The organism is Citrobacter europaeus, assembly GCF_037482245.1.
Lineage (GTDB): Bacteria > Pseudomonadota > Gammaproteobacteria > Enterobacterales > Enterobacteriaceae > Citrobacter > Citrobacter europaeus.
Genome location: NZ_CP148084.1, coordinates 546829 through 569236, shown reverse-complemented (window position 1 = coordinate 569236; position 22408 = coordinate 546829). Strand labels below are relative to the sequence as shown.

General features: G+C 51.9%; 19 protein-coding genes. 10 read left to right on the top strand and 9 right to left on the bottom strand.

The annotated features are described in order from the left end of the window. The first annotated feature begins 172 nt into the window (after positions 1 to 172). The 10 genes from ubiU to WHR59_RS02730 all read left to right on the top strand — a co-directional run bounded on the left by ubiU (position 173) and on the right by WHR59_RS02730 (position 10579). Positions 173 to 1168, top strand: a complete 996-nt coding sequence (ubiU, locus tag WHR59_RS02775; RefSeq protein ID WP_016154661.1) for a ubiquinone anaerobic biosynthesis protein UbiU — start codon at positions 173 to 175, stop codon at positions 1166 to 1168. An 8-nt stretch (positions 1169 to 1176) separates the two neighbouring features. Further along, on the top strand, positions 1177 to 2055 hold the full coding sequence (locus WHR59_RS02770) for a U32 family peptidase (protein WP_418221933.1): 879 nt from the start codon (positions 1177 to 1179) through the stop codon (positions 2053 to 2055). Positions 2056 to 2567: 512 nt separating this feature from the next. Next, complete coding sequence (locus tag WHR59_RS02765; RefSeq protein ID WP_043017776.1) at positions 2568 to 3125, top strand: fimbrial protein; 558 nt, start codon at positions 2568 to 2570, stop codon at positions 3123 to 3125. A 180-nt stretch (positions 3126 to 3305) separates the two neighbouring features. Next, positions 3306 to 4016, top strand: coding sequence for a fimbria/pilus periplasmic chaperone (locus WHR59_RS02760; protein WP_338843561.1), 711 nt, complete (start codon positions 3306 to 3308; stop codon positions 4014 to 4016). 38 nt (positions 4017 to 4054) lie between these two features. After that, complete coding sequence (locus WHR59_RS02755) at positions 4055 to 6640, top strand: fimbrial biogenesis usher protein (protein ID WP_338843560.1); 2586 nt, start codon at positions 4055 to 4057, stop codon at positions 6638 to 6640. Between the two features lie 506 nt (positions 6641 to 7146). After that, positions 7147 to 7695 carry a fimbrial protein gene (locus WHR59_RS02750; RefSeq protein ID WP_338843558.1) on the top strand — a complete coding sequence of 183 codons (549 nt, stop codon included), beginning with the start codon at positions 7147 to 7149 and terminating at the stop codon, positions 7693 to 7695. A gap of 20 nt (positions 7696 to 7715) precedes the next feature. Further along, positions 7716 to 8237 (top strand): fimbrial protein, encoded by a 522-nt coding sequence (locus tag WHR59_RS02745; RefSeq protein WP_051642752.1) that lies wholly within the window; start codon positions 7716 to 7718, stop codon positions 8235 to 8237. A 9-nt stretch (positions 8238 to 8246) separates the two neighbouring features. Beyond that, positions 8247 to 8780, top strand: a complete 534-nt coding sequence (locus tag WHR59_RS02740; protein WP_172862431.1) for a fimbrial protein — start codon at positions 8247 to 8249, stop codon at positions 8778 to 8780. Further along, on the top strand, positions 8773 to 9477 hold the full coding sequence (locus WHR59_RS02735; RefSeq protein ID WP_193145480.1) for a fimbria/pilus periplasmic chaperone: 705 nt from the start codon (positions 8773 to 8775) through the stop codon (positions 9475 to 9477). Before WHR59_RS02740 ends, WHR59_RS02735 begins: the two co-directional genes overlap by 8 nt. Positions 9478 to 9571: 94 nt before the next feature. Continuing rightward, entirely contained in the window at positions 9572 to 10579 is a 1008-nt protein-coding gene (locus WHR59_RS02730) for a luciferase-like monooxygenase (RefSeq protein WP_080626042.1), read from the top strand. 88 nt (positions 10580 to 10667) lie between these two features. On the opposite strand, the gene mtr is transcribed toward WHR59_RS02730, so the two are convergent. The 9 genes from mtr to infB form a co-directional block, all read right to left on the bottom strand. Further along, entirely contained in the window at positions 10668 to 11912 is a 1245-nt protein-coding gene (gene mtr, locus WHR59_RS02725) for a tryptophan permease (protein ID WP_043017782.1), read from the bottom strand. A gap of 269 nt (positions 11913 to 12181) precedes the next feature. Then, positions 12182 to 14110 carry a DEAD/DEAH family ATP-dependent RNA helicase gene (locus WHR59_RS02720; protein WP_003828643.1) on the bottom strand — a complete coding sequence of 643 codons (1929 nt, stop codon included), beginning with the start codon at positions 14108 to 14110 and terminating at the stop codon, positions 12182 to 12184. Then, positions 14103 to 14183 (bottom strand): protein YrbN, encoded by an 81-nt coding sequence (yrbN, locus tag WHR59_RS02715; RefSeq protein WP_010723222.1) that lies wholly within the window; start codon positions 14181 to 14183, stop codon positions 14103 to 14105. The genes WHR59_RS02720 and yrbN overlap by 8 nt, the downstream gene beginning before the upstream one ends. Positions 14184 to 14289: 106 nt before the next feature. Next, positions 14290 to 15174 carry a lipoprotein NlpI gene (nlpI, locus tag WHR59_RS02710; protein ID WP_003024982.1) on the bottom strand — a complete coding sequence of 295 codons (885 nt, stop codon included), beginning with the start codon at positions 15172 to 15174 and terminating at the stop codon, positions 14290 to 14292. Between the two features lie 109 nt (positions 15175 to 15283). After that, the gene (pnp, locus tag WHR59_RS02705) at positions 15284 to 17416 is read right to left on the bottom strand and encodes a polyribonucleotide nucleotidyltransferase (protein ID WP_338843557.1); all 2133 of its coding nucleotides are present in this window, start codon (positions 17414 to 17416) and stop codon (positions 15284 to 15286) included. A 246-nt stretch (positions 17417 to 17662) separates the two neighbouring features. Next, the gene (gene rpsO, locus WHR59_RS02700; protein ID WP_000059465.1) at positions 17663 to 17932 is read right to left on the bottom strand and encodes a 30S ribosomal protein S15; all 270 of its coding nucleotides are present in this window, start codon (positions 17930 to 17932) and stop codon (positions 17663 to 17665) included. Between the two features lie 273 nt (positions 17933 to 18205). Beyond that, the gene (gene truB / locus WHR59_RS02695; protein WP_043017783.1) at positions 18206 to 19150 is read right to left on the bottom strand and encodes a tRNA pseudouridine(55) synthase TruB; all 945 of its coding nucleotides are present in this window, start codon (positions 19148 to 19150) and stop codon (positions 18206 to 18208) included. After that, complete coding sequence (rbfA, locus tag WHR59_RS02690) at positions 19150 to 19554, bottom strand: 30S ribosome-binding factor RbfA (RefSeq protein WP_003024988.1); 405 nt, start codon at positions 19552 to 19554, stop codon at positions 19150 to 19152. The genes truB and rbfA overlap by 1 nt, the downstream gene beginning before the upstream one ends. Before the next feature lie 146 nt (positions 19555 to 19700). Then, positions 19701 to 22391 carry a translation initiation factor IF-2 gene (gene infB / locus WHR59_RS02685; RefSeq protein WP_003828710.1) on the bottom strand — a complete coding sequence of 897 codons (2691 nt, stop codon included), beginning with the start codon at positions 22389 to 22391 and terminating at the stop codon, positions 19701 to 19703. Positions 22392 to 22408 lie beyond the last annotated feature (17 nt).

Below are 22408 nucleotides of genomic sequence, written 5' to 3'. Positions count from 1 at the left end.
AAACGACATAGCGGCATAAATCAACAATTCGCTACGAAATTGTTACCTCTTTATTGGTGTCACCAATACGACTTTAACTGCCTCAAATCAAAAATTGTCTCAGCAAGGTTAACTAAAATCCCTCTTCGTTAACATTTCTGCGCCCTTCACGGCGCAACGTTCAGGATAAATTATGGAGCTGCTCTGCCCTGCCGGAAACCTCCCGGCGCTTAAGGCGGCCATCGAGAACGGCGCTGATGCTGTCTACATCGGGCTGAAAGATGATACCAACGCCCGTCATTTCGCCGGCCTTAATTTTACCGAGAAAAAATTGCAGGAAGCGGTGAGTTTTGTTCATCAGCACCGCCGTAAGCTGCACATCGCGATTAACACCTTTGCGCATCCGGATGGTTACGCGCGCTGGCAACGTGCCGTGGATATGGCGGCGCAACTGGGTGCAGATGCGCTAATCCTCGCCGACCTCGCCATGCTTGAGTATGCCGCAGAGCGCTACCCGCATATTGAGCGCCATGTCTCTGTTCAGGCATCTGCAACCAATGAAGAGGCGATTAATTTCTATCATCGCAACTTTGACGTCGCCCGCGTGGTGTTGCCGCGCGTGCTGTCTATTCATCAGGTGAAGCAGCTCGCTCGCGTCACGCCAGTTCCCCTGGAAGTGTTCGCCTTTGGCAGCCTGTGCATTATGGCGGAAGGCCGTTGCTATCTTTCGTCCTATCTGACGGGCGAGTCGCCTAACACGGTTGGCGCCTGTTCTCCAGCCCGTTTTGTACGCTGGCAGCAGACCCAGCAAGGGCTGGAATCCCGCCTTAATGAAGTGCTGATCGACCGCTATCAGGATGGAGAAAACGCGGGTTATCCCACGCTGTGTAAAGGCCGTTATCTGGTTGACGGCGAGCGCTATCATGCGCTGGAAGAACCCACCAGCCTGAATACGCTGGAGCTGCTGCCGGAGCTGCTGGCGGCCAATATTGCCTCGGTAAAAATCGAGGGACGCCAGCGTAGCCCGGCCTATGTTAGCCAGGTGGCGAAAGTGTGGCGTCAGGCGATCGACCGCTGTATGGCCGACCCGCAAAACTACGCCCCACAGGCCGCGTGGATGGAAACGCTCGGTTCAATGTCCGAAGGCACGCAGACCACGCTTGGCGCGTATCACCGTAAATGGCAGTGAGAGAAGCAATGAAATATTCCTTAGGACCGGTGCTGTGGTACTGGCCAAAAGAAACGCTGGAAGATTTTTATCAGCAGGCCGCCGTAAGCCAGGCCGACGTTATCTATCTTGGCGAAGCGGTATGCAGTAAACGCCGCGCCACCAAAGTGGGCGACTGGCTGGATATGGCGAAATCATTGGCCGGTAGCGGCAAGCAGGTGGTGCTTTCGACCCTCGCGCTGGTGCAGGCATCGTCGGAGCTGGGCGAACTCAAACGCTATGTTGAAAACGGCGATTTTCTGGTGGAAGCCAGCGATCTTGGCGTGGTAAACATGTGCGCCGAGCGTAAGCTGCCGTTTGTCGCCGGACATGCGCTCAACTGCTACAACGCGGTAACCCTGCGTTTGCTGCTCAAACAAGGTATGGTGCGCTGGTGTATGCCGGTAGAACTGTCCCGCGACTGGCTGGTAAATCTGCTCGACCAGTGTGATGAGCTGGGTATTCGCAATCAGTTTGAAGTAGAGGTGCTGAGCTACGGGCATCTGCCGCTGGCGTACTCTGCACGCTGCTTTACCGCACGCTCTGAGGACCGTCCGAAGGACGAGTGTGAAACCTGCTGCATCAAGTACCCGAACGGGCGCGATGTACTGTCGCAGGAGAATCAGCAGGTCTTTGTCCTCAACGGGATCCAGACCATGAGCGGCTATGTTTACAACCTTGGCAACGAGCTGACGTCGATGCAGGGGCTGGTTGATATTGTGCGTCTGTCCCCTTCAGGAACCGAAACTTTCGCCATGCTCAATGCCTTCCGTGCCAATGAAAATGGTACGGCCCCATTACCGCTTGCCGCCCACAGTGACTGCAACGGCTACTGGAAACGTCTGGCAGGGCTGGAGTTACTAACTTAAATTCAACAAGTTGCTGATAATTTAATCGTGCCGGATATTTAATATCTCAATATTTGGCACTATTTTAGTAAGCGTTATAAATACTTTCCTGCATATTATTTTAATTAATTAGGTCCTCTATTAATAACATTCTGACATTATTTTTTATTAGCCATCACCACGTAAATACATTCTAATAAAACATATAGCCCCCCACAGCCATCCACTCAACAAATACAACCGAAGCTGTGCACTGCCTTTATTGCGAGAAAAAACAATATATAACAACAACATAAGACATCCAATTAACACAAAAGAAATGAAATGTACAACCATTATTTTGACAATCGATATTAAGTTTAAATACGTTTATAAATATTACCATGCAAATAAAATCACCCAGCTTGAGATGTAATCTTAAACTTAAATTAGATTATTTAAGATTCTCGAACAGGAATGGAAAAGAATATTTAAATGGAAATACATATAATATTCAATCCTGGATGTATTTAATTCGTAGTCAGGAAATATCTATGAACAAGAAGTTAATTGCGACCGTATTTGCTACCTCTTTGAGTCTTTTTGGAATGACCTCTGCGCAAGCAGAAGAAACAGCGACAGATGTCACTGCACCGGGTGGTACTGTACATTTTGTTGGGCAGGTAGTGAATGCGGGCTGCTCTGTAGCCTCTGATTCTCTCGATTTTACCGTTTACCTTGACCAGGTTCGTGCAACGCATTTAGCCACAGCAGGCACCGCTGCCGGTCAGCCAAAAAGCTTTGAAATTCACCTGGTAGATTGCGACGCCAGCATTGTTAAAACTGCGGCCGTCACCTTCACCGGCCAGACTGACGCTGATGTACCGGCTGCACTGGCGAATACCGCAGGCGCAGGCGCGGCTAAACACGTTGCACTGCAACTGTACGGACCGGACAGCAAAGCCGTTGATATGGGCGTAAAATCAAGCTCTATCGCCGTACTGGATGGTGAAAACACCATTCCGATGAGCGTTGACTACATTGCCACCGACGCCGCAGGCGAAGCGGGTAGCGTAGAAGCCACCGCAACATTCCACATGAACTACGCGTAATGTAGTTCAGCCTTTGCCGCTTTGCGCAATGATGGCGCAGAGTGGCACTGACTCTCCCCATGGACCGAAGCGTTTTCTGTTATAGCGCCCCCGGATTTATTTAATCCATTCGCTTATACAGGCTTCGCGTCCATTTATATTGCACTTCTGAATGTTATTTTTGATATAAAGGAATATGTCATGGTTACCTCATTTGCTAATAGAAAGCAGACCGTTAAAATAGGTTTAGTCCACATGACCGTGGGCGCGTTATCAATAATTTCTTTTGCCGCCAGCGCCGGGGGCGTTTCACTTGGCGCAACGCGCATTGTCTACCCCTTGACTGCGCAACAGGTTTCACTGCCCGTCAGAAACTCTGATAGCCAAAATACGTTTTTAATTAAATCATGGGTGTCCAATCCGGATGACACTAAATCTGATGAATTTGTCGTAACGCCACCGCTTTTTTCCATTTCGGCAAAACATGAAAATATCGTACGTATCATGTATATCGGTAAACCACTACCGACCGATCGCGAAACAGTATTCTATTTTAACAGTAAAGCCATTCCACCGGTTGCCAAAGAAAAGATTAAGCAAAATACCTTACAGATTGCCACTCAAAGCACAATCAAACTGTTTATGCGCCCGGAAAACTTAGCCAGCGCGTCGGTAGATGCCCCGCGCACTCTGCGTTGTAGTATTGCAGGCGGAAAAGCCAGCATGAACAACCCTTCCCCCTATTACGTTACGCTGGTTAATTTCCGTATCGGCGAAAACAAAATCAAAAATACGATGTTGGCGCCGATGTCCACCAGCAGCGTCGACTTTTCCGGCAAGGGTGGCAGCATAAAATTTCAGACGGTAAATGATTTTGGCGCACTGACGCCAGAACAAACATGTAGCAGTTAAAAATAATATAACTATTTATAATGATGTGGCTGATATAAATGCAAAAAAACTTTTATATTAATAAATTTAAAATTGCACCTCTGACGACAGCACTCATCGCTGTCTTCACGTCATTCTTTACGGGGGCAGAGAATTATTTCAACCCGGCATTTTTTTCAGACGATCCGGACGCGGTAGCCGATCTCTCGCGTTTTACAAACAACGGCGCGCAAACACCTGGCACCTATCGGGTAGATATCTATCTTAATGAAACGTTTATCGGCACCCGCGACGTCGAGTTTAGAGAATCAAGTGATCCACAAAGCCATCAGCTACAGCCTTGTCTGTCGGTCGACTACTTGCAAAAAATTGGCATCAATAACAAATCACCCGGGTTTGCGTCGATAAAAGATGAGTCGTGCGTTGACCTCAGTATCGCTATCCCCGATGCTGTAAGCGAATTTGAGTTTGAAAAACTCCGCCTCAATCTTTCTATTCCGCAAATCGCACTAAGTAATAATGCCAGAGGATACATCCCGCCGGAGCAATGGGACGAAGGGATTAACGCCCTGCTGGTCAACTACAATTTTTCAGGCTCAAACAGTCGCGACGGCAGCGGAGAAAGCAGCGGCGCCAACAGTAACTATTTTCTGGCGCTAAACAGCGGAGCCAACATTGGCCCGTGGCGCTTACGCGATAACTCAACGTGGAGTAAATCGACCACCAGCAGCAAGTGGCAACATATTAATACCTACCTTCAACGTACCGTGATTCCCTTAAAAAGCGAACTCACTATTGGGGATGGTTACACATCATCAGAGCTCTTCGACAGTCTGAACTTTCGTGGCGCACAACTCTCTTCCGATGAGAATATGTTACCCGACAGCCTGAAAGGCTTTGCGCCAACAATACGCGGGATCGCGCAAAGTAACGCCCAGGTTACCGTCAGGCAAAATAATTACATTATTTATCAAACTTACGTCGCGCCAGGGGCTTTTGAAATTACCGATCTCTACCCTACTTCATCGGGCGGTGATTTGGTCGTAGAAGTGAAAGAATCGGATGGCAGAATATCCAGCTACAGCGTACCGTATTCAGCGGTGCCTCTATTACAGCGCGAAGGCAGGATCAAATATTCGGCGATTGTCGGACGCTCAAGAACAAACAGTTCGCAACAGGAAGAAACGGATTTCGGCCAGTTCTCTCTCAGTTGGGGATTGCCGCACGGTTGGACGTTATACGGCGGCGGTCAGCTATCCTCCACTTACACCGCGTCGGCACTGGGTTTCGGCGTCAATATGGGCGATTTTGGCGCCGTCTCGCTGGATCTGACGCATGCGCAAAGCGAACTGGCTGATAACAGTCGCCATACCGGGCAATCGCTGCGTTTTCTCTACGCAAAATCACTCAACAACATCGGCACTAACTTCCAGCTGTTAGGCTATCGCTACTCCACCTCTGGGTTTTATACCTTTAGCGATACCACCTATAAAAAGATGGATGGATACACATCCGACCCTGATGACGAAGATGACGATCAGCCTGTATGGGTAAATTACTATAACCTCTATTATTCAAAGCGAGGAAAGGTACAGGTTAATATCTCTCAGCAGCTAAACGGCTATGGCTCCCTTTATTTGTCCGGTAGCAAACAGAGCTACTGGCATACCGATGAAACCAACTCATTATTCCAGATTGGCTACAATACCCAATGGAATAATATGAACATCGGCCTGAGTTATAATTATACCCAATCGCCAGGCCAGCCAAATGCCGATCAAATTGTTGCGCTGAATATTTCCCTGCCGCTTGGCTGGTGGTTGAGCCCCGGCGGCGTTTCACCAACCCAGCGCACTAACTCCATGTTCGCCACACTTAGCACCAGTACCGATAAAGACGGACATACCACGCAAAACGCGGGGGTCAGTGGGTCGCTGCTTGAGGCCAACAATCTGAACTATAACCTGCAGCAAGGGTATGGCAACCAGGGAACCGGCGCCAGTGGAATGGCCAGCCTGGATTACAAAGGCGCGTATGGCGACGTTAACGTGGGATATAACTATAGTGATAACGGAAACTACCAACAGGTTAACTATGGGCTTTCAGGGGGCATTGTGGTGCATGCCGCAGGCATTACGCTCAGCCAGCCGTTGGGCAACACCAATATTCTGGTCGCTATTCCGGGCGCAGAAAATGTTCCGGTAGAAAACAACGAGGGCATAAAAACCGACTGGCGCGGCTATACGGTTATTCCGTATGCCAACGTCTATCGTCAGAACCGAATCGCCCTGGATATTAACGCTCTTGGCGATGATATGGATATCGATGATGCCGTCGTACAGGTTATTCCAACCCATGGCGCCTTAGTCAGAGCTGATTTTAAAGCGCGGATCGGACATCGGGTCTTGGTTACGCTGAAATACCACAATAAACCCGTTCCATTTGGCGCGACCGTGACCGACGACGACACTGAAAGCAGCAGTATCGTTGGCGATGACGGCGTCGTGTATCTTGCCGGGCTGCCGCCGCAAGGGGAGTTAAATGTGCAATGGGGAACCGGCAGCGATGCCCGGTGCCATGCAACCTATGCGCTTGATGTTAACGCTATTCGCCCCGTTAATAAAATTACCGCTCGGTGTATATAATGAAAAAATATCCTCTTCATCTCTTTCTAAAAATAACCGCAACGTTGTTATTTCTCGGCACCATCTCCGAATGCTATGCCGCATATCCAAACAATGCCTGCGGCCCGGCAAACGATAGCGCGACAAAAAGTTACGTATTTAATGTCAACTCAACCATCACCAATCCAGAGGACAACAGAGCGGGTGCCTTGCCACCTGTCACTGAATCCAGCAGCGGTCAATTCTCACTATATTGCCAATGTGATCCAACGCTGTATCCCAATGGGGTAGTCACGCATCAATGGACAACCAGCCCGTTGGACATCTATACCACAGCAAATGGATTAACTTTTTACAATATCAATGAATACATTGCGGCCGCGATAGAGATAAAAGATGAAGGTAATGGTACTTACTACCCTGTTCCATGGAACAACCATTATATTCCCAAAGATGACGGGACATATCCCTGTAACACAGCAGGCGATGAATATCATACCGGGAACCATGTCCGGGTAACGTTTTATATGAAGCGCTCCTTTGTCGGCCAGGTCAATATACCCTCAACCATTATGGCCCAGCTCTGGTATACCGTGACAGATACCTTTATTCCCGGTGAGGCAACAGCAAGCCTGTCAATAAATGGTACGGTGACCGTACCCGAAAGCTGCGAAATTAACGCCGGACAGATGCTTACCGTCGAGTTGGGTCAAACGTGGGCCGGTAGCTTTAAAACGCCGGGACAAAAGCCCAAGGGTTATACACCGAAAACCCTTTCCATCCCGGTGCAGTGTAATGATATGGCCTCAACGGCGAATCTGGAATGGCGTATGGTCGCCACCCCTTCGGCAGAATACCCGGATGCCATCCAGTCCAGTAACAGCGGGATAGCCGTGGTTGTGGCGGATATGCAGGGAACCACAATCCCACCGGAAACCGGCAAGATCCTGCTGACGCTGAATGATACCTACGCGACGACCATTAACGTGCAGGCCTGGCCAGTGAAAACCATTGAGGGCACCCCTGAAGCGGGCAGCTATAACGCGGTGGCCACCATGCGTATTGATTTTCAGTAACCCGCTACGGATAAGCAGAAATGAAAAAATGGATGATCTTTCTGGTCGCCGGTTTGGCCAGTACCGCGCAGGCGGAAAACGAAGTGCCAAACTTAACGTTTAACGGCTCGATTATTGCCGAAGGCTGCGATGTGGCGGTAGCCAGCGAAAATCAGACGGTACATATCGGCGACTTCTCAGTTGCCGTATTTTCCGGTACAGGCAGCGTAAGTTCAGCGAAGAATTTTGAGATTAATCTGGAAAACTGCGTTGGTAAAGGCAGTATTACTTTTTCAGGTGAGTCCAATACGGATAACGGCGCGCTCCTCGCACTCACCAACGCAACTGGTGAAGGCGACACGGCTTCAGGTGTGGCAATTGAAATATTGGATCTAAATTCAGGTGCACCGCAACCCCTGCCTCTTGGGCAAGCCAGCAGTTTATATACATTGAAGTCCGGTGATAACACCCTCCGCTATCAGTTGCGCTATAAGGCCACTCAGAATGTGGTAACGCCGGGTAGTGCCAATGCGGTGATGTATTTCGATATGCTCTATCAGTGAGGCAGAGGAATGACAAAATATCTTTTTATCCTGTTTTCTGCTTTAGCGCTGGGCCACATTTCAATTGCTTTCGCCGACGATCACAGCGGAACCATCAATATCACGGGTTCGATTAACGCCCATACCTGTGAAGTCGCTGCCGCATCGAAAGATTTTACCGTTGCCCTTGGGCAGTTTCATCCGCAAGATTTTCTTCAGACGGGTGCCGTAACCTCCATGCAGGCATTTATCATCACCCTGGAAAAATGTGCATATGAAGTCACGACGGCGACGGTCACATTCAATGGTGAATCCGACACCGACCGTCCGGAGCTGCTAAAAGTGGATGCTTCAGCCGAAAGCGCTACCGGGCTTGCTGTGGCAATTTTAGACAGCAACAGAGCGATTATCCCATTAAAAACCGAGAGCCCCGCTTATACGTTAAGTTCTAATTCGGTACAAATCTTCGATCTGCAATTTTATGCCCAGTATATCTCCACCCGCACGATTGTAACGCCGGGCGATGCCGGTGCCACCGCTACCTTCCAGCTGCACTATGAATAATTATTACGCCGTTATTGCTTTGCTACTGTTCGGGAGTAGCTGCAGTGGCCATGCTGGCGTCGTTGCTGGTGGCACACGGTTTATTTTTGATGCCGATGCCGGCAGTCTGTCCATCACCTTAAAAAATACCGACAGCGCAACCTGGCTGGTCAAAAGCACCATTAATAACACGCTACAATGGCCCGGGGCCAAACCGATCCACGGGATGACGCCTTTTACTGTAACGCCGCCCCTTTTTGCGCTTGCGGGAGAAAAAGAAAATAAAATTCGGATAGTTAAAACCGCAGAGGATTTACCCGTCGACCGTGAAAGCCTGTATGAATTGCTGATCACCGCCATTCCTTCTGGAAAAATGGAAAAGAACTCGGTACAGGTCGCCCTGCGCTCGCGTTATAAACTCATTTATCGTCCTACAGGGCTATCTGGGATCCCAGAGCAAGCATACCAGCAGATTCACTGGCAATGGCGACAGGACGGGTCGTTGGAGATCGGCAATCCAACCCCTTACTATGTGACGCTGACATCAGTGCGTGTGAATGGGCATATTGAAGAGAATGCCGGGGTTATCGCCCCATTTAGTCAGCGTTCTGTTTCCTGGTGCCAAAATACAACCCTATGCAAAGTACAGTGGCGAACGCTGGATGATGTGGGTAAAGAACTCACCGCAATGAATATCACATTGACACAAGCGCCATGATTAATCCCCAATGATAAACAGCTCACTTTGTTAACAACATTCGCTAATCTTTAATGCAGTATTAAAAGATTAACCGGTAACAAAGTGAGCCGTTATGACTGACAAAACTATTCCGTTCTCGGTGCTGGATCTGGCGCCGATCCCTGAAGGATCTTCGGCAAAAGAGGCCTTCACGCACTCGCTTGATCTCGCTCAACTGGCCGAAAAACGCGGTTACCACCGTTATTGGCTGGCAGAGCATCACAACATGACCGGCATCGCCAGCGCCGCTACCTCAGTGCTGATTGGCTATCTGGCTGCTAATACCACCACGCTGCATCTCGGGTCTGGCGGCGTGATGCTGCCCAACCATTCGCCGCTGGTGATCGCCGAGCAGTTTGGCACCCTGAACACGCTGTATCCGGGACGCATCGATCTCGGGCTTGGCCGTGCGCCAGGGAGCGATCAGCCGACGATGCGCGCACTGCGCCGCCATATGAGTGGTGATATTGATAACTTCCCACGCGACGTAGCTGAACTGGTGGACTGGTTCGACGCCCGCGATCCGAATCCCCATGTACGCCCGGTGCCTGGCTACGGGGAGCAGATCCCGGTCTGGTTATTAGGTTCCAGCCTGTACAGCGCACAGCTGGCGGCTCAGTTGGGTTTGCCGTTTGCCTTCGCCTCGCACTTTGCTCCGGATATGCTGCACCAGGCACTGCATCTGTATCGCAGCCAGTTCAAACCCTCAGCGCGGCTGGCAAAGCCGTATGCGATGGTGTGCATCAACATCATAGCCGCCGACAGCAATCGCGACGCCGAGTTTCTTTTCACCTCCATGCAGCAGGCGTTTGTGAAACTGCGTCGTGGCGAAACCGGCCAGCTACCGCCGCCGGTAGAGAATATGCATCAGCTGTGGTCCGCTTCTGAGCAGTACGGCGTACAACAGGCGCTGAGTATGTCGCTGGTTGGTGATAAGGCAAAAGTGCGGCATGGTCTCGAGGCGATTTTGCGTGAAACCCAGGCTGATGAGATTATGGTTAACGGCCAGATTTTTGATCATCAGGCACGTCTACATTCGTTTGATTTGGCGATGGATGTGAAGCAGGAATTGTTGGGGTAGTTCTATTTGTGCCGGATGGCGGCTACGCGTTATCCGGCCGACTCAATCTCTGTAGGCCCGGTAAGCATAGCGCCACCGGGCAATTGTTCTACTGGTATACCGGCAGCAGGTTAACGCTCGACAGAATATGGATAACCGCGTTACCGATACCGAACACCAGGATCAGCGCAATCATCGGCTTGCCGCCCCAGACGCGGAATTTCGGGCTACCGAAACGCTCGCGGGATTTACGTGCCAGCAGCGCCGGAACAATAGCGGCCCAGATGGTTGCCGCGAGTCCTGCATAGCCAATGGCGTACAGGAAACCGTTCGGCCACAGCAGGCCACCGATAATTGGCGGGACAAACGTCAGCAATGCCGTTTTAAAACGTCCCATTGCCGAGTCATCAAAGCCAAACAGATCCGCCAGATAGTCAAACAGACCGAGCGTAACGCCGAGGAATGAACTCGCCACCGCAAAGTTGGAGAACACTACCAGCAGCAGATCCAGACTGCGGCTGTTTAGTACGCCGCTCAGCGCCTGTACCAGCACATCAATGTTACCGCCTTGCTGTGCAATACCAATAAATTCCGGACGCGGAATATTACCCATCGTCCCCAGCAACCATACGGTATACAGCACCAGCGCCAGCAGCGTGCCGTACACCAGACACTTAACGATGGTCTTCGGATCTTTGCCGTAGTACTTCATCAGGCTCGGGACGTTGCCGTGATAGCCGAATGAGGCCAGACAGAACGGCAGCGTCATCAGCAGGTACGGCGTATACGAAGCGTTGCTCTGCGCCACATTAAACAGTGTTGCGGGCTGCACGTGCCCCAGCAGACTGCCGAAGGTCAGGAAAAAGGTAATCACCTTCGCGCCCAGCACAATTGCCGTCATGCGGCTAACCGCTTTGGTACTTAACCACACCACAAACGCCACCAGCAGCGCGAAGCCAAGACCTGCCGCACGCGCCGGAACGTTCAACGACAGCTCCGAGAAGGTGTGGTGCAGAATCGATCCGCTCGCCGAGATATACGCGTAGGTCAGGATATAGAGAACGAAGGCGATCGAGATGCCGTTCACAACGTTCCAGCCTTTGCCCAGCAGATCTTTCGTGATGGTGTCGAAGCTCGAACCAATGCGGTAATTGAGGTTAGCTTCGAGGATCATCAGCCCGGAGTGCAGCATGCAGAACCAGGTGAAGATCAGTGCCGCCATTGACCAGAAGAACCACGCCCCGGACATGACCACAGGCAGAGAAAACATCCCCGCGCCAATAATGGTGCCGCCGATGATCACCACGCCGCCGAGCAGCGAAGGTGACGTTTGGGTGGTGGTTAGTGTTGCCATTTAGCCATCTCTCCAGTGTATTTCCCCGTCATATTTCAAGCTGTAGATGCGTTGGCTGCACTCCGCCATCCCAGTCACTTACTTAAGTAAGCTCCCGGAATGTCCTCGTTTGCCGCCTTCCTACAACTCGAATTATTTAGGGTAACAATTAGCTAATACAGTTTAATGTGCTGCACTGTACCAGTACACGAGTACAAATGAAATAAAAAAAGCCCCAATCATTTCGATCGGGGCTGTATATATTACTTTACGCTATTAAACCGTGAGGCTTATGCGTCACCACCGAAACGACGACGGCCAGCTGAGTCATCACGACGCGGAGCAGAAGAATCGTCACGACGCGGGCCACGGTTGCCTTCACGACGTTCGCCGCTGAAACGACGACCATCGCCACGACCGCCTTCACGACGTTCGCCGCTAAAGTTACGACCTTCACCGCGACCGCCTTCACGACGCTCACCGCTGAAACGGCCACCGCCACGACGCTCGCCACCGGTGTGCGGAACTGCGTCGCCAACCAGCTGCATATTCATCGGCTTGTTCAGGATGCGAGTACGGGTAAAGTGCTGCAGCACGTCGCCCGGCATACCTTTCGGCAGTTCGATGGTGGAGTGGGAAGCAAACAGCTTGATGTTACCGATGTAACGGCTGCTGATATCGCCTTCGTTAGCAATCGCACCAACGATATGACGAACTTCAACACCGTCATCACGACCCACTTCAATGCGGTACAGCTGCATATCGCCAACGTCACGACGTTCACGACGCGGACGGTCTTCACCACCACGGTCATTACGGTCACGCGGGCCACGATCGTTGCGGTCACGCGGACCACGGTCATCACGGTCGCGGAATTCGCGTTTCGGACGCATCGGCGCATCTGGCGGCAGGATCAGCGGACGTTCGCCCTGAGCCATCTTCAGCAGTGCTGCTGCCAGGGTTTCGATATCCAGCTCTTCTTCCGGCTGCATTTTCGCCAGCAGAGCGCGGTACTGATCCAGATCGCTGCTTTCCAGCTGCTGCTGTACTTTAGCAGCGAATTTTTCCAGACGGCGTTTGCCCAGCAGGTCTGCGTTCGGCAGTTCTACTTCCGGAATAGTCAGCTTCATGGTGCGTTCGATGTTACGCAGCAGACGACGCTCGCGGTTCTCAACGAACAGCAGCGCACGACCCGCACGACCCGCACGACCGGTACGGCCGATACGGTGAACGTAAGACTCGGAATCCATCGGGATGTCGTAGTTAACAACCAGGCTGATACGCTCAACGTCCAGGCCACGGGCCGCAACGTCGGTTGCAATCAGAATATCCAGACGGCCATCTTTCAGACGCTCCAGAGTCTGCTCACGCAGAGACTGGTTCATGTCGCCGTTCAGTGCTGCGCTGCTATAACCGCTACGCTCCAGCGCTTCTGCCACTTCCAGGGTCGCATTTTTGGTACGAACGAAGATAATCGCCGCATCAAAATCTTCTGCTTCCAGGAAACGCACCAGCGCTTCATTTTTACGCATGCCCCATACAGTCCAGTAGCTCTGGCTGATGTCAGGACGGGTAGTAACGCTGGACTGGATGCGTACTTCCTGCGGCTCTTTCATAAAGCGACGGGTAATACGACGAATCGCTTCCGGCATAGTCGCGGAGAACAGAGCGGTCTGATGACCTTCCGGGATCTGCGCCATAATGGTTTCAACGTCTTCGATGAAGCCCATACGCAGCATTTCGTCAGCTTCGTCCAGCACCAGACCGCTCAGTTTGGAGAGGTCCAGAGTACCGCGCTTCAGGTGATCCAGCAGACGACCCGGCGTACCGACGACGATCTGTGGTCCCTGACGCAGGGCACGTAATTGCACGTCATAACGCTGGCCGCCGTACAGGGCAACCACGTTCACGCCGCGCATGTGTTTAGAGAAATCCGTCATGGCTTCTGCAACCTGAACCGCCAGTTCGCGGGTCGGTGCCAGCACCAGAATCTGAGGTGCCTTCAGCTCAGGATCAAGATTGTTGAGCAGCGGTAAAGAGAACGCTGCAGTTTTGCCGCTACCCGTCTGGGCCATACCCAGAACATCGCGGCCGCCCAGCAGATGCGGAATGCACTCTGCCTGGATTGGAGATGGTTTTTCGTAACCCAGATCGTTAAGGGCTTCAAGGATAGGAGCCTTCAGGCCCAGATCTGCAAAAGTGGTTTCGAATTCAGCCATGTAGTACGTGTGCCTCAAAATTAATGGCGGCCAGTCTACATAACTCATCATGAAATTGATCTGCAATTTTCATTGAAAAGTGTGAACCGGCTCAAAGTAGGTGTATTAACGAACAACAACGCCCTCACCCGTGAAGGTGATGGCAATCAAAAAAGATTACGGGCTGATGTGTACGTCAGCTATTGCTGGTCCGATTCTGCCAGGTCATCTTGGTCCTGGCCCAGGAGCGATAATTCCAACAATGCGTATCGGTGCTCAACAAAGTTATGAACGTTGTTAGCCACCGCCAGTTTGAACAATGCCGTAGCGTTGTCCAAATCCCCCAGACTTAGGTAGTACTTACCTAAATAGAAGTTGGTTTCACTGAGATGCTCAGCGAGCGAGGTGTTATCCGTTGCGTCCGCCTTCAGGCGTTCCATCAGCGTTGCTTCGCTAATGTTGCCCAGGTAGAACTCGACAATGTTCCATCCCCATTGCTCTTTATCCGATTTCTCAAAGCGTTGCTTCAACGCTTCTTTAGCCTGCTTCTCATCGAGCTTCTGCTCGGCAAGATAAAGCCACAGACTACGGAAAGGATCATTGGGATCGTCTTGATAAAACGCTAGCAGATCATCTTGCGCTAACTTGTCGCGACCGCCGTAATACAATGCGATACCGCGATTTAAGTGCGCGTAGTTGTAAGTTGGATCAAGCTCAAGTACAGAATCAAACGCTTCATAGGCAGCATCAAAATTACCTGCCTGCGTTAAATATATACCTAAGTAATTGAATACTTCAGGCATATCTGGTCGGATTGCCAGCGCTTGTGAAAAATCATTCCGCGCCAGTGCCCTCAGACCGAGACTATCATACAACACTCCGCGCTCATATAAAAGCTGTGCGCGTTCATCATCGGTTAAAGCCCGACTGGCAAGAATTTGTTCCATACGTGCCAGAATCACTTCCTGCTGCAAAGTCGGTTGCAATGGTACTGCGAGGACTTCACTCTTACGCCAGGCGGAATTACTGCATCCAGCCAGCGTGAGTGCTGTCGCAACGAAACACCAGCGCAAAAAAGGCTTCATTTCCCACTCCCGAAGACAACGATTGAATGAACGTCCAGGTTCCCCGGTTGCTAACAAGGCATCCTGCCGGGTTAAAAGCCCTCCGCTTTCACGGAGGGCAATGGCAACCTTACTCGCCCTGGCTTGCCGGAGCTTCCGGTTCGCCTGCAGGCTGAGACTGCTCAGTTGCTTCTTTAATGCTCAGACGTACACGGCCCTGGCGATCAACTTCCAGAACTTTGACCGGTACTTCCTGACCCATCTGCAGGTAGTCAGTCACTTTCTCTACGCGCTTGTCAGCGATCTGAGAGATGTGTACCAGACCTTCTTTACCGCCACCGATGGCAACGAATGCGCCAAAGTCAACGATACGGGTCACTTTACCATTGTAGATACGGCCTACTTCGATCTCTGCGGTGATTTCTTCGATACGACGGATAGCATATTTCGCTTTCTCGCCGTCGGTCGCAGCAATCTTCACAGTACCATCATCTTCGATTTCAATGGTGGTGCCGGTTTCTTCGGTCAGAGCACGGATAACAGAACCGCCTTTACCGATAACGTCTTTGATCTTGTCCGGGCTGATCTTGATAGTGTGGATACGCGGAGCGAACTGAGAAATGTCGCCACGCGGTGCGTTGATCGCTTGTTCCATCACACCCAGGATGTGCAGACGCGCACCTTTAGCCTGGTTCAGAGCAACCTGCATGATCTCTTTGGTGATACCTTCAATTTTGATATCCATCTGCAGTGCAGAGATACCATCGCGGGAACCCGCCACTTTGAAGTCCATATCGCCCAGGTGGTCTTCATCGCCCAGGATGTCAGACAGAACAACAAAGTTGTCGCCTTCTTTCACCAGACCCATCGCGATACCCGCAACGGCGGCTTTGATCGGCACGCCTGCGTCCATCAGCGCCAGGGAAGCGCCACACACGGAAGCCATAGAAGAAGAACCGTTAGATTCGGTGATTTCAGAAACCACACGCACGGTGTACGGGAATTTATCCAGTTCCGGCATTACTGCCAGTACGCCACGCTTCGCCAGACGACCGTGACCAATCTCACGACGCTTCGGAGAACCGACCATACCGGTTTCGCCTACGCAGTACGGAGGGAAGTTGTAATGGAACAGGAAGTTGTCAGTACGCTCGCCCATCAGTTCGTCGAGGTTCTGTGCATCACGCGTGGTGCCCAGGGTCGCAGTAACCAGCGCCTGAGTTTCGCCACGGGTAAACAGCGCGGAACCGTGGGTACGCGGCAGAACGCCAGTACGCACGTCCAGGCCACGGATCATGTCTTTTTCACGGCCATCGATGCGCGGCTCGCCTGCCAGTACGCGGCTACGAACAACATTTTTCTCGATAGCGTGCAGGATTTCACCCAGTTCGTTAGCGTCCAGGGTTTCGTCTTCAGCCACCAGAGTCGCGATGGTTTCAGATTTGATCACGTCAACCTGAGCATAACGCTCTTGTTTGTCGGTGATACGGTAAGCATCGCTCAGGCGAGCTTCTGCCAGTGCGGCAACGCGAGCATTCAGCGCTTCGTTGACGGCTTCTGGCTGCCAGTCCCAACGCGGTTTGCCGGCTTCTTTCGCCAGCTCGTTGATAGCCTGAATAACAACCTGCTGCTGTTCGTGACCGAATACTACAGCGCCCAGCATCTGGTCTTCGCTCAGCAGTTCAGCTTCGGATTCAACCATCAGTACGGCAGCTTCAGTACCCGCAACAACCAGGTCCAGCTTGCTTTCTTTCAGTTCGTCCTGAGTCGGGTTCAGTACGTACTGGTCATTGATGTAACCAACACGTGCAGCACCGATCGGGCCGTTGAATGGGATACCAGACAGAGTCAGCGCAGCAGATGCGCCAATCATTGCTACGATGTCCGGGTTAATCTGCGGGTTAACGGAAACAACGGTCGCGATAACCTGAACTTCGTTAACGAAACCTTCAGGGAACAGCGGGCGAACCGGGCGGTCAATCAGACGCGCGATCAGGGTTTCGCCTTCGCTCGGACGGCCTTCACGACGGAAGAAGCTACCCGGGATACGGCCAGCAGCGTAGGTACGCTCCTGATAGTTAACGGTCAGCGGGAAAAAGTCCTGGCCTGGTTTCGCTTTTTTCTGGCCAACAACGGTAACGAATACTGCGGTGTCATCCATGCTAACCATAACAGCGGCAGTCGCCTGACGCGCCATCATGCCGGTTTCCAGCGTAACGGTATGCTGACCGTACTGGAATTTACGAACGATCGGATTAAGCAAAATAATATCCTTTCTCTATTTTTTTGACGGCACATTTTGCGCCATCGTTAATACCCGATCTTCTGCGCATCCTCGCGACTAATGACAACCCTAACCCATAAGCATGAGTAAAGCCTCTCATTAGCCGCGCGAACCTCTGCAACGGAAGATCATTCATAGCAACAATACATTAGTTTCCAGCGAATTGCTGCCATCTGCTGGAAAAAAGGGGCCATGAAGGCCCCCTCTTTCTGAAACTCGAAAGAATTAGCGACGCAGACCCAGACGCTCGATCAGCGCGGTGTAACGTGCAACATCTTTACGTTTCAGGTAGTCGAGCAGTTTACGACGCTGAGAAACCATGCGCAGCAGACCACGACGGCTGTGGTGATCTTTTTTGTGCTCTGCAAAGTGGCCCTGCAGGTGGTTAATCTGTGCAGTCAACAGTGCAACCTGAACATCGGTAGAACCGGTGTCGTTTGCATCACGACCAAACTCAGAAACAATTTTAGCGGTAGCTTCAGTACTTAGAGACATTTTAAAACTCCAAAGTGTTAAGAATGAAAGGATGCCGATCTCTAATTCAGCTATCCCAGTGTATACACTTTATCCTTCAAACTGACTCTGCGTTGGCTGCGTCTGCTCACCTCAGTCACTTACCTAAGTAAGCTCCTGAGGATTCTCAGACTTGCCGCCTTGATGCAGCTCGAATGATTTTGTGTATACGTCGCGTAGATTGTTAAACAATTTACGCGACGTTAAGCGGCAGTATTCTACTCGCAGCGCCCTTTTATCGCAAGACAGAGAGCGCTATGCAGGATACTCAACCACCAGGCGACGGGGGGCGACACGACCTTCATCGTCCATCTCCCCCATGCCGATAAACTTGCCGTCATCGCCTTCCGTCACGCGCACCAGTCCTTCCAGCGGCGCGCCTGACGTCCGTACCGGGTTACCATTTTTAAAGTAAACCGAGGATGTTAAAGGCAAATTAACAACAGGATAGTCCGATGCTGGACTGTCCATTGGCATCAGCAAAGGATCAAGCAGCTGTGCCGCCGGAATGTTCTGCTGCTCGGCCTGTTCAACCAGGTCACGCAGATGTTCCAGCGTCACCATTCGATCCACCGGATACTTGCTGACCGTCAAACGACGCAGATACGTGACGTGCGCGCCGCAGCCCAACTTCTCACCGAGATCGTCAACAATGGTGCGAATATAGGTGCCTTTGGAACAGTGAACTTCCAGTTCCAGTTCGTTACCTTCATGGCGAATAAACAGCAGCTCATAGACGGTAATCGGGCGCGCTTCACGCGGCACTTCAATGCCCTGACGCGCATATTCGTACAGCTTCTTACCCTGATACTTCAGCGCCGAATACATCGACGGAATCTGCTCGATATCGCCGCGGAAAGTCTCCAGCGCGTTTGCAAGCTGCTCTGCGGTGAAGGTTACCGGGCGCTCCTGCACGATTTGCCCATCGGCATCGGAGGTATCAGTACGCTGGCCCAGACGGGCAACCACACGATAGCGTTTGTCGGAATCCAGTAAATACTGTGAAAACTTAGTCGCTTCACCGAGGCAGATAGGCAGCATGCCTGTCGCCAGCGGATCCAACGCGCCGGTATGTCCCGCGCGGTTGGCATTGTAGATGCGCTTTACTTTTTGCAGTACATCATTGCTGGACATGCCCTGCGGTTTATCCAGCAGCAGAACTCCGTGAATATCGCGACCACGACGACGAGGACGACTCATCAGTCCTCCTTGCTGTCGTCCGCTGGGTTCACACGACGCTCATCGTCATGTTTCACCACGCTGGTCACCAGATTGGACATGCGCATCCCTTCAACCAACGAGTTGTCGTAGAAGAAGGTCAGCTCAGGCACGATGCGCAGGCGCATTGCTTTACCCAGCAGAGAGCGGATAAAACCAGAGGCTTCCTGCAGTGCCTTAATGCCGTTTTTCACGGCAGCTTCGTCCTGATCGTTCAGGAAAGTCACGAATACTTTGGCATAAGCCAGGTCACGGGACATCTCAACGCCCGATACGGTGGTCATCATACCAACACGCGGGTCTTTGATTTCGCGTTGCAGGATGAGTGCGATCTCTTTCTGCATCTCTTGCGCGACACGCTGCGGGCGACCAAATTCTTTCGCCATAATAAATTCTCCAGAATAAAGACAAAAAAGGGGCCATAAGCCCCTTTTTAAATTTCTTGCCGGGTGGCGCTTCGCTTACCCGGCCTACACCTAATCATCTTCTAAGAATTTTGGGCTGCAAATTGCGGCCCAAAAAACGACGAAGATTAAGCGATGGTACGTTTGATCTCGATGATCTCGAACACTTCGATCATATCGCCAACGCGAACGTCGTTGTAGTTCTTCACGCCGATACCACATTCCATACCGTTACGGACTTCGTTGACGTCATCTTTGAAGCGGCGCAGGGATTCCAGCTCGCCTTCATAGATAACCACGTTGTCGCGCAGTACGCGGATTGGGTTGTGACGTTTAATCGTGCCTTCGGTAACCATACAGCCTGCGATAGCGCCGAATTTCGGTGATTTGAACACATCACGAACTTCAGCCAGACCAATGATCTGCTGTTTCAGTTCCGGAGACAGCATGCCGCTCATCGCTGCTTTAACTTCGTCGATCAGATGATAGATGACGGAGTAGTAACGCAGATCCAGGCTTTCTGATTCGATAACTTTACGTGCAGAGGCATCAGCACGTACGTTGAAGCCAACCAGAATCGCGTTGGATGCCGCAGCCAGGGTCGCGTCGGTTTCGGTGATACCACCTACGCCAGAACCGATGATCTTCACTTTTACTTCGTCGGTAGACAGTTTCAGTAAAGAGTCGGAAATCGCTTCTACAGAACCCTGAACGTCGGCCTTCAGGACGATGTTCACTTCGTGAACTTCGCCTTCGGTCATGTTAGCGAACATGTTCTCGAGTTTAGATTTCTGCTGACGAGCCAGTTTAACTTCACGGAATTTGCCCTGACGGTACAGTGCAACTTCACGGGCTTTCTTCTCGTCACGAACAACGGTCACTTCGTCACCCGCAGCCGGAACACCGGACAGACCGAGGATTTCCACCGGAATGGACGGACCCGCTTCCAGTACTTCCTGACCCAGTTCGTTACGCATCGCACGAACGCGGCCGTATTCGAAACCACACAGAACGATATCGCCCTTGTTCAGGGTACCTTCGCGAACCAGGACGGTAGCAACCGGGCCACGACCTTTATCCAGGAAGGATTCGATAACCGCACCGCTCGCCATGCCTTTACGCACAGCTTTCAGTTCCAGTACTTCGGCCTGCAGCAGGATAGCATCCAGCAGTTCGTCGATACCGGTACCCGCTTTCGCAGAAACGTGAACGAACTGGCTCTCGCCGCCCCACTCTTCCGGCATGATGCCGTACTGGGACAGTTCGTTTTTAACGCGATCTGGATCCGCTTCCGGTTTATCGATTTTGTTGACTGCAACAACGACCGGCACACCTGCCGCTTTCGCGTGCTGGATAGCTTCGATAGTCTGCGGCATCACGCCGTCGTCTGCTGCAACAACCAGAACAACGATATCCGTTGCCTGAGCACCACGAGCACGCATGGAGGTAAACGCGGCGTGACCCGGGGTATCCAGGAAGGTGATCATACCGTTGTCAGTTTCAACGTGGTACGCACCGATGTGCTGAGTAATGCCGCCCGCTTCGCCAGAGGCCACTTTCGTGGAACGAATGTAGTCCAGCAGAGACGTTTTACCGTGGTCAACGTGACCCATGATGGTCACTACCGGAGCGCGCGGTTCAGCCGCAGCACCGGTGTCACGGTCGCTCATTACCGCTTCTTCCAGCTCGTTTTCACGACGCAGGATAACTTTGTGGCCCATCTCTTCAGCAACCAGCTGCGCGGTTTCCTGGTCGATGACCTGGTTGATGGTCGCCATTGCGCCCAGCTTCATCATCGCTTTGATGACCTGAGAGCCTTTGACCGCCATCTTGTTCGCCAGATCGCCAACGGTGATGGTTTCGCCGATCACAACGTCACGGTTAACGGCCTGAGCTGGCTTCTGGAAGCCCTGCTGCAGAGCGGAACCTTTACGCTGCTTACCGCCTTTACCACCGCGAACCGCTGCACGCGCTTCTTCACGGTCAGCTTTAGATTCAGCGTGTTTGTTGCCTTTCTTCGCCGGACGCGCGGCTTTCGTGCTGCGAGTACGACCACGGCCGCCTTCGACTTCACGATCGTTTTCGTCTTCAGCCTGGCGAGCATGCTGGGAAGTGGTGACGTGATAATCGCTGGTATCTTCAACAGGTTCAGCGTTATTCACACCATTTTTCTCGTTTTCTTCCGCCATACGGCGAGCTTCTTCCGCTACGCGGCGCGCTTCTTCTTCAAGCTTGCGACGTGCTTCTTCTTCCGCTTTACGCTTCAGTTCTGCGGCTTCATTTTCACGGCGGGCTTTTTCGGCCTGGGCGGTTTTAGTCATATCGTCGGTCTGTTGATTGCTCACTTTGTCTTTTTCCGCAGCTTCACGTTTCGCTTTATCAGCGGCTTCACGCTTAGCTTGTTCTGCGGCCTCACGTTCGGCTTTTTGTTGCGCCTCGCGTTTGGCAGCTTCTTCTGCCTCACGACGGGCTTGCTCTTCCGCTTCACGCTGCGCCTGCTCTTCCGCGGCAAGGCGTTCAGCCTCTTGCGGATCGCGTTTCACAAAGGTGCGTGTCTTGCGGACTTCGATTTGTACCGATTTACTTTTTCCACCGGTACCTGGAATATTGAGAGTACTGCGCGTTTTACGCTGCAATGTCAACTTATCCGGCGCTGAGCCGTTCTCACGGTTCAGATGCGCCAGTAAGGTTTGTTTCTCTTGTGCGGACACAGAGTCGTCAGCAGACTTCGGGATACCAGCATCAGCAAATTGCTGTACCAGGCGATCCACGGAGGTCTGTATCTCTGCAGCCAGCGTTTTTACGGTTACATCTGTCATACTGTTCCTTCCTGCTA

What these genes read in the sequence shown, in the direction of transcription:
- yrbN (WP_010723222.1), bottom strand. Translation starts at nt 14,183, where the DNA reads ATGAAAATTGCAGATCAATTTCATGATGAGTTATGTAGACTGGCCGCC.
- truB (WP_043017783.1), bottom strand. Translation starts at nt 19,150, where the DNA reads ATGAGTCGTCCTCGTCGTCGTGGTCGCGATATTCACGGAGTTCTGCTG.
- ubiU (WP_016154661.1), top strand. Translation starts at nt 173, where the DNA reads ATGGAGCTGCTCTGCCCTGCCGGAAACCTCCCGGCGCTTAAGGCGGCC.
- WHR59_RS02755 (WP_338843560.1), top strand. Translation starts at nt 4,055, where the DNA reads ATGCAAAAAAACTTTTATATTAATAAATTTAAAATTGCACCTCTGACG.
- mtr (WP_043017782.1), bottom strand. Translation starts at nt 11,912, where the DNA reads ATGGCAACACTAACCACCACCCAAACGTCACCTTCGCTGCTCGGCGGC.
- WHR59_RS02750 (WP_338843558.1), top strand. Translation starts at nt 7,147, where the DNA reads ATGAAGCGCTCCTTTGTCGGCCAGGTCAATATACCCTCAACCATTATG.
- infB (WP_003828710.1), bottom strand. Translation starts at nt 22,391, where the DNA reads ATGACAGATGTAACCGTAAAAACGCTGGCTGCAGAGATACAGACCTCC.
- WHR59_RS02770 (WP_418221933.1), top strand. Translation starts at nt 1,177, where the DNA reads ATGAAATATTCCTTAGGACCGGTGCTGTGGTACTGGCCAAAAGAAACG.
- rbfA (WP_003024988.1), bottom strand. Translation starts at nt 19,554, where the DNA reads ATGGCGAAAGAATTTGGTCGCCCGCAGCGTGTCGCGCAAGAGATGCAG.
- WHR59_RS02745 (WP_051642752.1), top strand. Translation starts at nt 7,716, where the DNA reads ATGAAAAAATGGATGATCTTTCTGGTCGCCGGTTTGGCCAGTACCGCG.
- nlpI (WP_003024982.1), bottom strand. Translation starts at nt 15,174, where the DNA reads ATGAAGCCTTTTTTGCGCTGGTGTTTCGTTGCGACAGCACTCACGCTG.
- WHR59_RS02730 (WP_080626042.1), top strand. Translation starts at nt 9,572, where the DNA reads ATGACTGACAAAACTATTCCGTTCTCGGTGCTGGATCTGGCGCCGATC.
- rpsO (WP_000059465.1), bottom strand. Translation starts at nt 17,932, where the DNA reads ATGTCTCTAAGTACTGAAGCTACCGCTAAAATTGTTTCTGAGTTTGGT.
- WHR59_RS02720 (WP_003828643.1), bottom strand. Translation starts at nt 14,110, where the DNA reads ATGGCTGAATTCGAAACCACTTTTGCAGATCTGGGCCTGAAGGCTCCT.
- WHR59_RS02740 (WP_172862431.1), top strand. Translation starts at nt 8,247, where the DNA reads ATGACAAAATATCTTTTTATCCTGTTTTCTGCTTTAGCGCTGGGCCAC.
- WHR59_RS02760 (WP_338843561.1), top strand. Translation starts at nt 3,306, where the DNA reads ATGGTTACCTCATTTGCTAATAGAAAGCAGACCGTTAAAATAGGTTTA.
- WHR59_RS02735 (WP_193145480.1), top strand. Translation starts at nt 8,773, where the DNA reads ATGAATAATTATTACGCCGTTATTGCTTTGCTACTGTTCGGGAGTAGC.
- WHR59_RS02765 (WP_043017776.1), top strand. Translation starts at nt 2,568, where the DNA reads ATGAACAAGAAGTTAATTGCGACCGTATTTGCTACCTCTTTGAGTCTT.